Source organism: Methylocystis sp. (assembly GCF_050246715.1).
Taxonomy (GTDB): domain Bacteria; phylum Pseudomonadota; class Alphaproteobacteria; order Rhizobiales; family Beijerinckiaceae; genus Methylocystis.
Window position 1 is genome coordinate 92,198 of record NZ_JBFWVN010000002.1, and the last position, 13,757, is coordinate 105,954.

Genomic DNA, 13,757 nt, shown 5'->3' on the forward strand with positions numbered 1-13,757 from the left:
TGACCGGGAATGACAGGGCCGATCCGAGAGCGCTGGCTTTGCTCTGGATTCCCGATCGCGCTTCGCGCGTCGAGAATGACTCCCAACCGCTTCAGACGGAAATCGTATGCGCCGTCAGTGCGCCTCGTCCCAATTGGCGGCGGCGCGCGCATCGACCTTCAGCGGCACAGAGAGATGGACGGCGGGCGCCGGCGCCTGCTCCATCACGCGGCGCGCCAATTCAATCGTCGCCTCGGCTTCATGCGTCGGCGCTTCGAAGACAAGTTCGTCATGCACTTGCAGAAGCATCTGCGCCGATAGACCGGCGCGCGCCAGCGCGTCATCCATTCGGACCATCGCGCGGCGAATGATGTCGGCGGCGGCGCCCTGGATCGGCGCATTGATCGCGGCGCGCTCATAGAACGCGCGGTCAGAGGCGTTGGCCGAGGCGATGCCCGGGAAATGATAGACGCGGCCGAAAATCGTCGAGACTTCGCCCTTCTCGCGCACGGTTTTTCGCGTCGAATCCATATAGTCGCGAATGCCGGGAAAGCGTTCGAAATAGCGCTTGATATAGGCGCCGGCCTCTTCGCGCGGAATGCCGAGCTGATTGGCGAGTCCGAAGGCGGAAATGCCGTAGATGATGCCGAAGTTGATCGCCTTGGCGCGGCGGCGCGTTTCAGGCGGCATGTCCTTGATCGGCACATTGAACATTTCGCTCGCCGTCATCGCGTGAATGTCCAGGTCGTCGGCGAAGGCTTTCTTCAATTGCGGAATGTCGGCGATATGGGCGAGCAACCGCAGCTCGATCTGCGAATAATCCGCCGAGATCAACACACGGCCGGGCGGCGAGATAAAGGCCTTTCGAATCTTGCGGCCGGCTTCGTTGCGCACCGGAATGTTCTGCAGATTCGGCTCCGATGAAGAAAGCCGCGCCGTGGTCGTCGCGGCGAGCGCATAGCTTGTGTGGACGCGCCCGGTCTCGGGATTGATATAGCCCGGCAGGGCGTCGGCGTAGGTGCTTTTGAGCTTGGAGACCTGGCGCCAGTCGAGAATGCGGCGCGCGAAATCATTGCCGTCGCTGGCCAAGTCCTCGAGCACGCTCGCGGACGTCGACCAGGCGCCGGTGGCAGTTTTTTTCGCGCCCGGCAGTCCCATCTTGCCGAAGAGAATGTCGCCCAATTGTTTGGGCGAGCCGAGATTGAAGCTCTCGCCGGCGAGATCGAAGATTTCGGCTTCGAGACGCGCCATGTCCTGCGCGAATTCTCCGGAAAGGCGCGACAGGATCGCGCGGTCGACGCTGACGCCTCGCCGTTCCATACGGGCGAGAGTCGCCACCATCGGCCGTTCCAGCGACTCGTAAACATTGGTCATATGCTCGGCGGCAAGCCGCGGCTTCAGCGCGCGCCACAAGCGTAACGACACGTCAGCGTCTTCGGCGGCGTATTCCGTCGCTCTGTCGAGCGCGACGCGGGCGAAGCCGATGAAATTGCGTCCCGAGCCAGCGACCGCGGCGAATTTGATGTTCTCATGTCGCAGATGCTTGAGCGCCAGCTCATCGAGCCCGTGATTATTGAGGCCTGAATCGAGCGCATAGGAGATCAGCATCGTATCTTCGATCGGCGCCACGTCGATTCCGTAACGCGCGAGAACGAGCAGATCATATTTCATATTGTGCGCGATCTTGAGGATGGACGAATCTTCGAACAGAGGCTTCAGTTTCTCGATCGCTTTACCGAGCGGAATCTGGCCGGGAAGGAGTTCGGCGCCGCCAAAGAGATCGCCGGAGCCATTCTCGCGATGCCCGAGCGGAATGTAGCAGGCGCGCCCCGGCGCGACGGCGAGCGAGATGCCGACAAGGTCGCAGCTCATCGGATCGAGCGAGGTTGTTTCGGTGTCGAGCGCGACAATGCCGGCGTTCGTCGCATCGGCGATCCATTGATCGAGGCGTTCAAGCGAGGTCACGCATTCGTAAGCGGCGCGATCGATGTTTGTCGCTTGCGCCTCGGCGCGGCGCGCGGCGACGAGGCCCGCGGGGGTGGAGCCTTCCTGCGCGTTCGGGCCGCCGGTCTGCGTCGCGGACTTCGAGAGTTCAGCGGCTGGCGGCGCAGCCGGCGCATCACTGCGCACTTCGCCGTCGCGCGCGCGCCAGCCGGCGGGGCCGATGAAATTCGGGTCCGGCGCAACGTCGTGAATATCGACGCCGTAAAGCTCGGCGACACGGCGCGTGATCGTGGTGAACTCCATCGCCTGCAGAAAGGCGACGAGCGTCTTGGCGTCCGGTTCGTGCAGGCCCAAATCTTCGAGCGGCGTCTCAAGAGGCGCGTCGCGCACCAGCGTCACGAGCTTTTCGGAGAGACGGATGCGCGCGACCGCTTCGGGTTCGGTCAACGCCTCGCGGCGCTTGGGCTGTTTGATGCCGGACGCCTTGGCGAGCAGCGTATCGAGGTCGCCATATTCGTTGATGAGTTGTGCGGCGGTCTTTATGCCGATGCCCTTCGCGCCCGGCACATTGTCGGTCGAATCGCCGGCGAGCGCTTGCACGTCGACGACCTTGTCCGGCGTGACTCCGAAATAATCGACGACCTCGGCTTCGCCGATCAGGCGCTCTTCACGCGCGCCTTTCGCGCCGGCGGTTCCGGAAGCCGGGTCGTACATTGTCACGCCCGGCCCGACGAGCTGCATCAGATCCTTGTCGGCCGAAACGATCAGAACGTCGGCGCCCTTGGCCTTCGCCTGCATGGCGTAAGTGGCGATGAGATCGTCGGCCTCGTAGACGTCCTGTTCGATCGGGGTGAGGCCGAAAGCCCGCACCGCAGCGCGCATCAGCGGAAATTGCGGAATGAGGTCTTCCGGCGGCTCGGCGCGATGCGCCTTATAGTCCGGATAAATCTCCTTGCGGAACGAATGCTCGCTCTTGTCGAAGATGATCGCGAGATGCGTCGGCTTTGCGCCCGCGGCGCCCTCGCGCACGAACTGCAAGATCTTGGTGCAGAACAGCCGCACGGCTCCGGTCGGCAGCCGGTCGGAGCGATAATTATATTTCGCATCCTGTCGGATCGACTGGAAATAGGCGCGAAAGACGAAAGAGGAGCCGTCGACGAGGAAGACATGGCTGCCGGGGCCGACGGGCTTATGGGAAAGGGTCATGCGCCTATCTTAACGGCGCGCGCGCGCCGCGTCATGACTCGCGCGCTGGACTTGCGCGCCCGCCCCCCGCTGTTTGACCGGCGCCGGCGCGGGGCCTAGAAGACCCGCATGTCCCACAATAGTTTCGGCCATCTTTTCCGCGTCACCACCTTCGGCGAGAGCCATGGGCCGGCGCTCGGCGCGATCGTCGACGGCTGTCCGCCGAAAATTCCGCTCGAGGCGAAGGACATCCAGGTCTTTCTCGACAAGCGCAAGCCGGGACAGTCGCGCTTCACCACGCAGCGGCGGGAAGCGGATGAGGTCAAGATTCTTTCCGGCGTTTTCGCCGACGGCGACGGCCGACAGGTGACGACCGGAACGCCGATCGCGCTCATGATCGAAAATACCGACCAGCGCTCGAAAGACTATGGCGAGATCGCCGACAAATATCGTCCCGGCCACGCCGACTATGTCTACGACGCGAAATATGGCGTGCGCGATCATCGCGGCGGCGGCCGTTCCTCGGCGCGTGAAACCGCGGCGCGGGTCGCCGCCGGCGCCGTCGCGCGAAAGGTAATCGCCGGCGTGACGATTCGTGGCGCGCTGGTGCAAGTCGGTCCGCACCAAATCGACCGCGCGCATTTCGACTGGGCGGAGGTTGAACGCAATCCGCTGTTTTGCCCCGACGCGCGCACGGCGCAATTATGGGCGGATTATCTCGATGACGTGCGCAAGGACGGCTCCTCGATCGGCGCGGTGATCGAAATCGTCGCGGAGGGCGTGCCGGTCGGCTGGGGCGCGCCGGTCTACGGCAAGCTCGACGCCGATCTCGCCGCGGCGATGATGTCGATCAATGCCGTGAAGGGCGTCGAGATCGGCGCGGGCTTTGGCGCCGCCGCGCTCACCGGCGAAGAAAACGCCGACGAAATGCGCGCCGGAAAAGATGGACCGACGTTTCTGTCGAACAACGCCGGCGGCGTGCTCGGCGGCATTTCGACCGGCCAGCCGGTGGTCGTGCGTTTCGCGGTGAAACCCACGTCGTCGATTCTGACGCCGCGCCGCACGATCGATCGCTTCGGCAAGGAGACCGAGATCGTGACAAAAGGCCGTCACGATCCTTGCGTCGGCATTCGCGCGGTTCCGGTCGGCGAAGCGATGATGGCTTGCGTGCTCGCGGATCATTTTTTGCGCCATCGTGGGCAGGCTGGGTGACGTTCCGCGCAGCACGCTGAGCGTCACTCATCCTTCGACGACGACGCGCTCATGGCCAAGGTCAGGTTCGCCGCAGCGCTCCAATATTTTCTGCCGCGTCGCGTCGCGCAACGCGACCGCCGCTTGAAAATCGTCGCCTTTTGGTTCGATGGACGCGCCGATATGCACGGCGATCGGGCCCCGTCTGAACAACCACGAACCGCTGCGCAAGATCGAACGCGTGCCGCGTATGGTGATCGGCGTGACGGGAAACCCCAACTGCGCGGCGGTCGAGAAGGCGCCGATATGGAACCCCAGCAGTCCGGGCATTCGCGAAAAGGTTCCTTCCGGAAACCAGACCAGGCGCATGCCCGCGCGCGCAGATTGCACGGCGGCCCGCGCGTCGGCGACGCCGCCTGCCGGATCGGTCCGACGCACAAAAATCGCGCCCAGTCGCCGCAGGAAGGGACCTGCGATGCGCTGACGCGCAAGCTCTTCCTTCGCAACGAATGAAAGCTCGCCAGGCAAGACAGCGACCAGCACGGCGCTGTCCAGATAGCTCGAATGGTTGGAGATGAAGATGACGCGTTCCTGCGGGATCGGCGCGTCGCGGGTGACGGCAAGCGGGCATCCGATCAGGCGGAAAAACAATCGAGCGGCCGCGCCGAGAAGGCGATGCCGCCATATCCGCTTAGGCGTCGCCAGCACGCAGAGCCACACAAGGGCTCCAATCAGAACCAGCATGCTCCATGCGTAGGCGTTGTAGGCTAAAAGCGCGAAATTCGACGAGAGGCGGCGCAGCCGAGGCACGACGCCAGAGAGCGCAATGCGCATGAGCTGCCATTGCGCGCTCTTGCCTTTCGTTCGTAACTGGCCGGTTTCGAACATGGCGCGAGCGGCCGAGCGTCTTATCTTGCCGCTCGACGTCTTCGGGATGGTGTGCGGCGGAACGAGAACGACTTCATCCGGCGCAAGATCGAGCAAGGCTTGAGAGGCGTCGACGATCATTTTGCGCAGCGACTCTCGGCGCGCGTCGTCTCGCAAGCGCGTTTCGGCGAGGACAATGAGCCTTTCCGTCCCGGCGCGCGCATCGATCGCGGGAAACGCCGCGACGCACCCCTTTCGCGTTCCTTCGAGCGAACCTACGGCCTCTTCCAACTCCTGCGGATAGATGTTGCGTCCGGCGCGCTTGATCAAATCCTTGATGCGTCCGGTGATGAAGACGTCGCCGCCCGCGATATAGCCGCGGTCGCCCGTCTCAAGCCAATCGCCGTCAAAGAGCGCGACCGTCCTTTCCGGATTCTGGAAATAGCCTCTTGTCGCCGACGGTCCCCGAAACTGAATGCGTCCCTCCTGTCGCTCCGGCAATTCGCGACTGGCGTCATCGACGACGCGGATTTCGTGATGCGGCAGCGGCCGTCCGCAGGCCACCAACGAGATGACGCCTTTAGCGTCCGGACTAGCGATCTGCGCAACGCCGTCACGATCAAGCGCTCTGCGATCGACGCGATCAATGAGCGGCCCTCGGCCAAGCGGCGGGAAAGCGAGCCCCACCGAATTTTCGGCGAGCCCGTAAACCGGAGTCAACATTTCGGGCCGAAAGCCGTATGGCGCAAATCGTTGAGCAAAGCGCGCGACCGATGTCGGACTGACCGGCTCGGCGCCGTTCATGATGGCGCGCAGCGACGACAGATCGAGGCCGCTGATCTTCGTATCGTCGATCGCCTTCAGGCACAGTTCATAGGCGAAATTTGGCGCCGCCGAGATCGTCGCCTTGTGTGTGTCGATCGCCCAAAGCCATCGCGCCGGATCGGCGAGAAAGGACAGCGGCGACATGATCAGCGCCGACGCGCCGTAGTAAAGGCTACCAAGCCAGCAACCGATCAGCCCCATGTCGTGATAGAGCGGCAGCCAGCTTACGACTCTATCCGCCGACGACGCCTTCAACACAGCCCCCATGGCGCGAATATTGGCGAGAAGATTGGCGTGGGATAGCACGACGCCCTTGGGATCGCCGGTGCTCCCTGAAGTGTATTGAATGAGCGCCGTAACGTCCGGCGACGCCGGCAATGGCGCAGATAGGGGCGTGGCGGAACTTAGATCCGGAATCGTGACGATGTGCTGAAGCGCGCTGACGAGACCATAGAGCAATTTTCCAACGACTCTGATCTCGGCGTTGGTGATGAGCGCGCTCGCTTCAGCGTTCGACAATATGCCGGCCTGTCGACGCAGATGATCCTCGATCTGCGATAGGCGAAACGGCGGGTAAATCGGCACAGGGACAGCGCCGCAGAACAGAACCGCGAAAAATGCGACAAAGAAATCGCGGCTCGTCGGCAGCATGATCGCGATGCGATCTCCGGAGCCGACGCCGCGTTCGACAAGTCCGCCGGCTGCGGCGCGCGCGGCGTGATAGAGATCGTGATAGCTCAACGGGTCCGGCGCGCCTTCCGCCCGCCAAAGCAAAACATGTTCGCGGTCGCCGTGACGCTCGGCATGTTGAGCGAGCGCATCGATCAGCGTTCTGGCCTCGATCGGCTCGTCCACGGATTCAAGCATGATATGCGGCGCGGGGCGAGGCGACGCTGGAGCAGCCGCCGCGCCGGCGGCGAGAACCGCGTTGACGAGATCGCGGGGACTGTTGGCTTCTCCGATCAGCCTGTCAGGAAGCTGCACCTTGAATTTGCGATTAAGCCGCAGCAGCAGCTCCGCGCGCGACAGGCTGTCGAGGGCCAGATCCCGATCCAGGTCGCTGTCGAGCCGCACGAGTCGAGAATCGACGAAATCAGGGTGCAGCTCGATGACGAGGTCGCGCACAATCTCGAGCGTCGCCGTTTGCGCGTCTCTCGAAGAGGGCGTCGATGAGCCGGTCTCACGGCCTGAATTCGCCTCCGCCATGGGTTTCAACTCAAACGCCGCGCCGCGCGTCGATCATGGCGCATGGTCAGTATCCTATCGCTTCCAAGCTCCAACCGGCCGTCAGGGGCATTCTGCGTCGCCATCCCATTTCGTCGGCGAAGAGTAGCATTTGTGACAGTGCGTCGTCTCGGCAAGCCGATTCCAAATTGTTCGAGAATGACGATGACGCGTTCGAAGGTCGCGCCGCCGAGAGCGATTAACTTTCTTTGGAAGCCCCTCGACGCGTCGGTCCATTCGAAGAACGGAATTTTTTTTCGAAATTGCGATCAGGTCATGGGCGAAATTCGAAACCGAATGTGAAAACAGGCGCGTCGCTTTTCTTCTTGTCGCGCATCAATTTTTAAAGCGTCGTTTCGTCGCACGGCGTCGCATCAACGGTTTGCTTGACCGCGCAAGAGATCGAAACCTAACATTGGCTTTGGAACCCAGAGGCGGCGGTGGCTCCAATCTTTCAGCGCATCTGTCTGCGCGCGCGCTTGTTCGCGGCGATCGTCGCCTGCATGTTTCTCATGCAGACGACGATCGCGGCGACGCAAGTCGCGGCGCATGGAGATGGCGTCGCCTTCAGCGCAGTTTGCGCGCCGCAAGTCGATGTGACCGGCGGCGCGACGCCGCTTGTCCCCCACCACAACCGTCATTGCCAGGGGTTCTGCTGCATCCTGCATGACGGCGCGTTGGCTGCGCCGCCGTTAAGACCCGTCGTTTCAAACGCCGTTGCTTTCCCTTCCGAAGCCGAATCGCCTCGGCTGAAGACGTTCGCTCCTGCGTCGCGGATCGAACCAAGTCGCGCGCCCCAGTCTCCAAGGGCTCCTCCTCAGCGAGGCTGAGGTTTTTCTCGCGGATGATTCTGTGCGCTTCCGCCGCCACTTCGACGGCGATGCGGACGAAAGATGCGCGCGCGAGAAAGTCGTCAAACCTTTCCGCCCAGTCGGCCGCCGCCATCGATGCAGCTTTCGATCTCGCGCGCATCAGACCTTTGAGGAGGGCGCCAAAGCCCCCGACAGCCACACCTTTGGAGACAATCATGAGCACGACAAAAGCTGAAGTCCGTTCCGCCGCCGTGGGCGCCGAACGAATTCTAGATATGAAGCCCCTTCTCATCGGGGTTGCGGCGTTGACGCTCTTCGTGGCCATCCTCCGCCTCTATGAACAAATTTTCGCCTGGAGCGTCGGCCTCGATTCATTCTCGCCGGAATACCAGTTCTATTGGATGAGCCTGCTGCAATTCGCGATTCTCGCGTCATGCTTGGGCGCGGTCGGCGTCGTCGGCTTTTTGTGGCGCACGCGCGACCGCGATCTGGCGAGCCTCGCCGCCTCAACCGAAATGCGCCGGCTGATTTATCTGGTTCAGTGGCTGGTGGTTTTTTCACTCGCCCTCTATTGGGGCTTAAGCTTCTTTACGGAGCAGACGGCGGTCTGGCACATGACCGCCGTGCGCGACACGGATTTCACGCCGAGCAATATCATCACCTTCTATATTTCTTATCCGCTCTTCGCGATCATCGGGCTCGGCGCGTTCCTCTATGCCAAGACACGCCTGCCGATTTTCGCCAAGGGCTATTCGCTTGCCTTCGTGGTGCTTGTCGTCGGCGTCTTCATGACCATCCCGAATGTGGGATTCAATGAATGGGGCCATACGTTCTGGTCGATGGACGAAGGCTTTGCCGGCCCGCTTCATTGGGGCTTCGTCTTTTTCGGCTGGATGTCGCTGGCGACATTCGGAGTCGCGCTGCTGATCCTTGGCCGCATGGGCGAACTCCTCGGCGCCGACACGCTGGAGAAATTGTACCAGCGCTAAGTTCCGCTTGAACGCTCAGCTGGCGCCGTCTCCTCGCGGCGGCGCCGGTCGCGGCTTCTGATCGTCAATCTCTGCAGCGGCCTACGCCGCGAGATCGGCGACCACCGCGTCGAGCACCGGGAAGCCTTCCGAGCTGACGCGCAGCCGGTTCTCGCGGGTGAATTCGACGAGCCCGTCGCCGATGAGTTCGCTGATGCGTGATTGCGACAGGCGCTTGCCGGTCAAGAGGAAATAGCGCTGCGGATCGACGCCCTCGCGCAGCCGCAGCCCCATCAGCAGGAATTCGTCGCCTTCCTGCTCGGTCGAGAGCAGCTCGTCCTCGATGAGGCCGTGGCCTTCGGTCTCGACGCAGGTAAGCCACATTTCGGGATGCCGCTCGGCGGCCTGAGCGCGCCGTCCGCGCGGGGTGACCACCCGCCCATGGGCGCCGGGGCCGACGCCGACATATTCGCCATAGCGCCAATAGACCAGATTGTGCCGGCACTCGGCGCCCGGCCGCGCGTGATTGGAGACTTCGTAGGCGGGCAGGCCGGCGCGGGCGGTGACTTCCTGGGTCACGTCCCAGAGCGCGCGCTGAACCTCGGCGTCGGGCAGCGCCATCTTGCCGGTATTGACCATGCGCTCGAACATCGTGTCGGGTTCGATCGTCAGCTGGTAGAGCGAGACATGTTCCGGCGCGCGGGCGAGCGCCAGCTCCAGTTCCTTTCGCCAGCCGGCTGGCGTCTGGCCGGAGCGGCCGTAGATCAGATCAAAAGATGTGCGTTCGAAGACCGAATTGGCGACATCGAGCGCCATCAGCGCCTCGGCGACCGAATGTTGGCGCCCGAGCGCGCGAAGATCGATGTCGTTTAGCGCCTGCACGCCGAGCGAGACGCGATTGACGCCGGCCGCCTTGAACCCCCTGAAGCGCGAGGCCTCGACGCTGGTCGGATTGGCTTCGAGCGTGATCTCGCAGTCCTTGGCAAGGCTCCAATGGCTCGAAATCCGGGTAAGAATCGCTTGTGCCGTCGACGGCGACATCAGCGACGGCGTGCCGCCGCCAAAGAAAATCGAGCGGACTTCGCGCCCGCGCGTCAGCGCCGCGCGATGCGCGAGCTCGACGCTGAAGGCCTCGACGAATCGGTCCTCGTCGACGTCGCCGCGCCGGACGTGGCTGTTGAAATCGCAATAGGGGCATTTCGACAAGCAAAACGGCCAGTGGACATAAACGCCGAAGCCTGGGTCGAAAGCGTTGCGAATCGGTGTCGCCATGGCTCTTTATCGCATGGAACGGCGGGAAGGGCACGGCAGGCGGCCCTGTTTCCACCGCCCGTTTGGGAGTTCTCTATGGCGTTCTGGGAAGCTTGGCGGTTCAAGAAAGCGCCGGCCCAACCCGCCGATCCGGCGATGCAGGCGATCGCCGAAGCGATCGCCGGCAATCTCGCTTCGCTTGGCCTTTACGTCGATTCGCGGTCCTACGGGCGCAGCTTTTTCGAAATCAAAGCCTCGACCTCGCCGAAACTCATCACCACGCCCGACGGAACGCAGGCGTCGGGAATCGCGCTTCTGCTCGCCGGCGCCTATGAGCCGCCCTCTCTCGTATTCGAGCAGATCAACTCGCTGCAGCCCGGCCTGGGGCGCGCCATGGTCGAAGCGGTCATCGCCGGGGCGAAGGCGTGGCCGGATGTTTTCCGCCGGCTCAGGGTCAATGATCTCTCGCCGCGCTTGCCGGACGGGCGGCGATGGTGGGAGCATGTCGCCGACGCTCATCCGGAGTTCGATTGGGTCATTACGCATGAAGAGCCGTTCGACAGCGCGAGATGAGCCGAGGGATTGGGGCGACCTTTCGGACTCGCCGCAATTCTTGAAGAAGCGCCAAACGCTTGAAACGCTGGCGCGGGATTTCGGCTATGATGCCGGCAAAGTGACCCTCAGCCCGCAGACGAAGACTTTCGACTATCTCGGCCAGAGCTTCACTTCGGAAGGGCAGTCTTTCCCCGACGGCCGCGTTGAAATCTACTATGACCCGAATATGAGCGACGCGCGTCTTGGCTGCTGCCTCGCGCATGAAGTGCAGCATGTGCGTTATTTCGCGGTGCGCGACGCTTTTCGCGCGGAACCTTCAGACGGGCCGCTGCATCGGCGCTTCGCGAAATATGCGCCGGAACTGCTCGCCGCGCAGCGCGGCGTCTCCAGTTATTCGAACGAACATTGGGACGCGTGGACAGCCGGCGCTCCGCCGAAGCTATTCTCTTTCGAATTGGAGGAAGGGGAAAGCGAACCGATCAATGAGACGATCGCCGAGGTCGCCAAGGCGATCTACAATTGGGGGCCGGACGTGCGGATCAATCCTCTATGGAAAGAACTGCATGACGCAATCAATGAGGCATATGCGGCGCTTCAAAAATAGAGCCCCGTTCATTCAGGACTTGCGTTCGCGCTTTAGCAATTCGCGCTTGCGCTCGACGCCCCAGTAATAGCCGGAAAGCGCCCCGTCGCTGCGCACGACGCGATGGCAGGGAATCGCAAGCGAAACCGGATTGGCGGCGCAGGCGCGCGCGACCGCCCGCGTCGCCTTCGGCGCGCCGATGCGCTTCGCGATCTCGGCGTAGCTTGCCGTCTCTCCCGCCGGAATATCCCTCAACGCGGCCCAGACTCGCTGCTGAAAAGCCGTGCCGCGCATGTCGAGCGGCAGATCGAAGCGCGTCTGAGGCCGCTCGACCATGCCGACCGCCGCGGCGACATAGCGCTCAAAATTTTCGTCGGCGCCGATCAGCGTCGCGCGGGGAAATCGATCCTGCAGATCGCGCAGCAGTTCTTGCGGGTCGTCGCCGAGCGAAATGGCGCAGACGCCGTTTGCGCTCGCCGCGACCAGCACCGCGCCCAATGACGATTGGCCGATCGCGAAGCGGATCGTTTCACGCGGCGCCCCGGCGCGATAGGCGGCAGGCGTCATGCCCAATGTATCCTTCGCCTTCGCGTAAAAGCGCGCGCTCGAATTATAGCCGGAATCATGGATCGCCTCTGTGACTGTGCGGCCCTGCTTGAGTTTATCGCGCATGCGCGCGCGTCGATGCGCCTCGGCATAGGCCTTGGGCGTGACGCCGGCGATGCGCGAAAACAGCCGGTGGAAGTGATAGGGGCTCAGCTTTGCGGCGCGCGACAGCTGCTTGAGAGTCGGCGGAGATTCCGCCGATTCGATCATTCGGCACGCGCGGGCGATCTTTTCGGCGTCCCGCTCCTGCTGCGAAGGCGCATCCGGCCGGCAGCGACGGCACGGGCGAAAACCTTGAGCCTCCGCTTCTTCGATCGTGGCGCAAAAGCGCACATTGGCGCGCTTCGCCGGACGGGACGGGCAGGAGGGGCGGCAATAAACGCCAGTCGTTTCGACGCAGTAGAAGAACTCACCGTCGCGGCGCGCATCGCGCGCGACGACCGCCGCCCAGCGCGCCTCGTCGAGATCGAGCGAATGTGCCTGCGTCATCTTCCTGATCCTCTTCGCGCATCATCCAACTTTCAGCGCGAACTTCGCAACGCGTTTCTTGCTGTCTAATCCCCCAACGGCTGACACGCGCCTCGAGCGATCCTATGCTGCGCGTCTGAAGCCAAGGGCTGGACTTGACATGCCGGGACGCCACAGCGCGCTAACGCGACGGGAAGCAATTGCAGGCGCGGGCGCAAGCCTTGCGTGCTCGGGCGCGCGCGCCGCGACGGGCTCGACCCTGCTCGTCACGCACCCGGCGGCGTTGGCGCATGACATGGGACCGAGCCATGTCGAACGGCCGGAGCGTCTCCGCGCCATTCTGCATGCGCTGGACGACGCGCGCTTTGCGGACCTCTTGCGCGCTGAAGCGCCCTTGGCGCCGCACGAGGCGCTATTGCGCGCGCATAGTTCCGAGCATCTGTCGCGTCTCGCCAAATCGGCGCCGTCGGATGGATATGCGCGTATCGGTCCCGACGTCGCCATGAACGGCGCCACCCATGAAGCGGCGTTGCGCGCTGCGGGCGGCGCGATTGCGGCGGTCGACGCGGTCATGCGCGGCGACGTCAAGAACGCCTTCGTCGCGATGCGGCCGCCGGGACATCACGCGACGCGCGAGACGCCGATGGGCTTTTGCTTCTTGAATAACGCCGCCGTTGCGGCCCGGCATGCGCGCACCGCTCATCAAGCTTCGCGCGTCGCCATCGTCGATTTCGACGTGCATCACGGCAATGGCATGCAGGATATTTTCTGGAGCGATCGAAACGTCCTTTATGCATCGACGCATCAGATGCCACTCTATCCAGGCACGGGCGCGGTCAATGAAACCGGCGCGCATGACACGATCGTCAACGCGCCGCTCGTCAAGGGCGATGGCGGCGCGCAGTTTCGCGAAGCGCTTGCGTCGCGCATTCTGCCGCGTCTCGACGCCTTCTCGCCCGATATGATCATTCTCTGCGCCGGCTTCGACGCCCATCTGCATGATCCGCTTAGCGGCTTGCGGCTCGTTGCCGATGATTTCAGGGAGGTTACGCTGCGCGTAATGGAGATCGCGGCGCGCCGCTGCAGTGGCCGCATCGTCTCGCTGCTCGAAGGCGGCTATCGGCCCGAAGACCTTGCGCGCAGCGTCGCGGCGCATGTCGGCGCGCTGACGGAGGCGTGAGCCGGCGCGCTACGTGTCATTCCCAGCAGGCCGCAGGCCTGACCGGGAATCCAGAGCCAATCCAAGAACGCTGATTTTGCTCTGGATTCCCGATCGCGCTTCGCGCATCGGGAATGACA

At 63.2% G+C, this 13,757-nt stretch carries 9 protein-coding genes; 5 read left to right on the forward strand and 4 right to left on the reverse strand.

Annotated elements, in window-relative coordinates; translation table 11 throughout:
- Window positions 1-114 precede the first annotated feature (114 nt).
- Entirely contained in the window at window positions 115-3,129 is a 3,015-nt protein-coding gene (gene polA / locus AB7I51_RS01745) for a DNA polymerase I (protein WP_428402752.1), read from the reverse strand.
- Window positions 3,130-3,237: 108 nt separating this feature from the next.
- Here polA and aroC point away from each other — a divergent pair, with 108 nt between their 5' ends.
- Window positions 3,238-4,320, forward strand: coding sequence for a chorismate synthase (gene aroC, locus AB7I51_RS01750; RefSeq protein WP_428402751.1), 1,083 nt, complete (start codon window positions 3,238-3,240; stop codon window positions 4,318-4,320).
- Between the two features lie 27 nt (window positions 4,321-4,347).
- Here the strand turns inward: aroC and AB7I51_RS01755 are convergent, their stop codons facing one another.
- A complete protein-coding gene (locus AB7I51_RS01755) occupies window positions 4,348-7,197 on the reverse strand; it encodes an AMP-binding protein (RefSeq protein ID WP_428402750.1) in 2,850 nt (949 codons plus the stop codon).
- 1,045 nt (window positions 7,198-8,242) lie between these two features.
- Between AB7I51_RS01755 and AB7I51_RS01760 the strand changes: the two genes are divergently transcribed.
- Window positions 8,243-9,016 (forward strand): methane monooxygenase/ammonia monooxygenase subunit C, encoded by a 774-nt coding sequence (locus tag AB7I51_RS01760; protein WP_428402749.1) that lies wholly within the window; start codon window positions 8,243-8,245, stop codon window positions 9,014-9,016.
- An 81-nt stretch (window positions 9,017-9,097) separates the two neighbouring features.
- Here AB7I51_RS01760 and hemW read toward each other — a convergent pair whose 3' ends face one another.
- Complete coding sequence (hemW, locus tag AB7I51_RS01765) at window positions 9,098-10,267, reverse strand: radical SAM family heme chaperone HemW (protein ID WP_428402748.1); 1,170 nt, start codon at window positions 10,265-10,267, stop codon at window positions 9,098-9,100.
- A 75-nt stretch (window positions 10,268-10,342) separates the two neighbouring features.
- Here hemW and AB7I51_RS01770 point away from each other — a divergent pair, with 75 nt between their 5' ends.
- Both AB7I51_RS01770 and AB7I51_RS01775 read left to right on the forward strand, forming a co-directional pair.
- Complete coding sequence (locus AB7I51_RS01770) at window positions 10,343-10,819, forward strand: hypothetical protein (protein WP_428402747.1); 477 nt, start codon at window positions 10,343-10,345, stop codon at window positions 10,817-10,819.
- A 40-nt stretch (window positions 10,820-10,859) separates the two neighbouring features.
- Window positions 10,860-11,405, forward strand: a complete 546-nt coding sequence (locus tag AB7I51_RS01775) for a hypothetical protein (RefSeq protein ID WP_428402746.1) — start codon at window positions 10,860-10,862, stop codon at window positions 11,403-11,405.
- Window positions 11,406-11,417: 12 nt separating this feature from the next.
- Here the strand turns inward: AB7I51_RS01775 and ada are convergent, their stop codons facing one another.
- Window positions 11,418-12,479, reverse strand: coding sequence for a bifunctional DNA-binding transcriptional regulator/O6-methylguanine-DNA methyltransferase Ada (ada, locus tag AB7I51_RS01780; RefSeq protein ID WP_428402745.1), 1,062 nt, complete (start codon window positions 12,477-12,479; stop codon window positions 11,418-11,420).
- Window positions 12,480-12,618: 139 nt separating this feature from the next.
- Between ada and AB7I51_RS01785 the strand changes: the two genes are divergently transcribed.
- Window positions 12,619-13,638, forward strand: a complete 1,020-nt coding sequence (locus AB7I51_RS01785; RefSeq protein WP_428402744.1) for a histone deacetylase family protein — start codon at window positions 12,619-12,621, stop codon at window positions 13,636-13,638.
- The last annotated feature ends 119 nt before the right edge of the window (window positions 13,639-13,757 follow it).

Bases quoted from the DNA above. Each gene is read 5' to 3' on its own strand.
- polA (WP_428402752.1), bottom strand. From the start codon at position 3,129: ATGACCCTTTCCCATAAGCCCGTCGGCCCCGGCAGCCATGTCTTCCTC.
- aroC (WP_428402751.1), top strand. From the start codon at position 3,238: ATGTCCCACAATAGTTTCGGCCATCTTTTCCGCGTCACCACCTTCGGC.
- AB7I51_RS01755 (WP_428402750.1), bottom strand. From the start codon at position 7,197: ATGGCGGAGGCGAATTCAGGCCGTGAGACCGGCTCATCGACGCCCTCT.
- AB7I51_RS01760 (WP_428402749.1), top strand. From the start codon at position 8,243: ATGAGCACGACAAAAGCTGAAGTCCGTTCCGCCGCCGTGGGCGCCGAA.
- hemW (WP_428402748.1), bottom strand. From the start codon at position 10,267: ATGGCGACACCGATTCGCAACGCTTTCGACCCAGGCTTCGGCGTTTAT.
- AB7I51_RS01770 (WP_428402747.1), top strand. From the start codon at position 10,343: ATGGCGTTCTGGGAAGCTTGGCGGTTCAAGAAAGCGCCGGCCCAACCC.
- ada (WP_428402745.1), bottom strand. From the start codon at position 12,479: ATGACGCAGGCACATTCGCTCGATCTCGACGAGGCGCGCTGGGCGGCG.
- AB7I51_RS01785 (WP_428402744.1), top strand. From the start codon at position 12,619: ATGCCGGGACGCCACAGCGCGCTAACGCGACGGGAAGCAATTGCAGGC.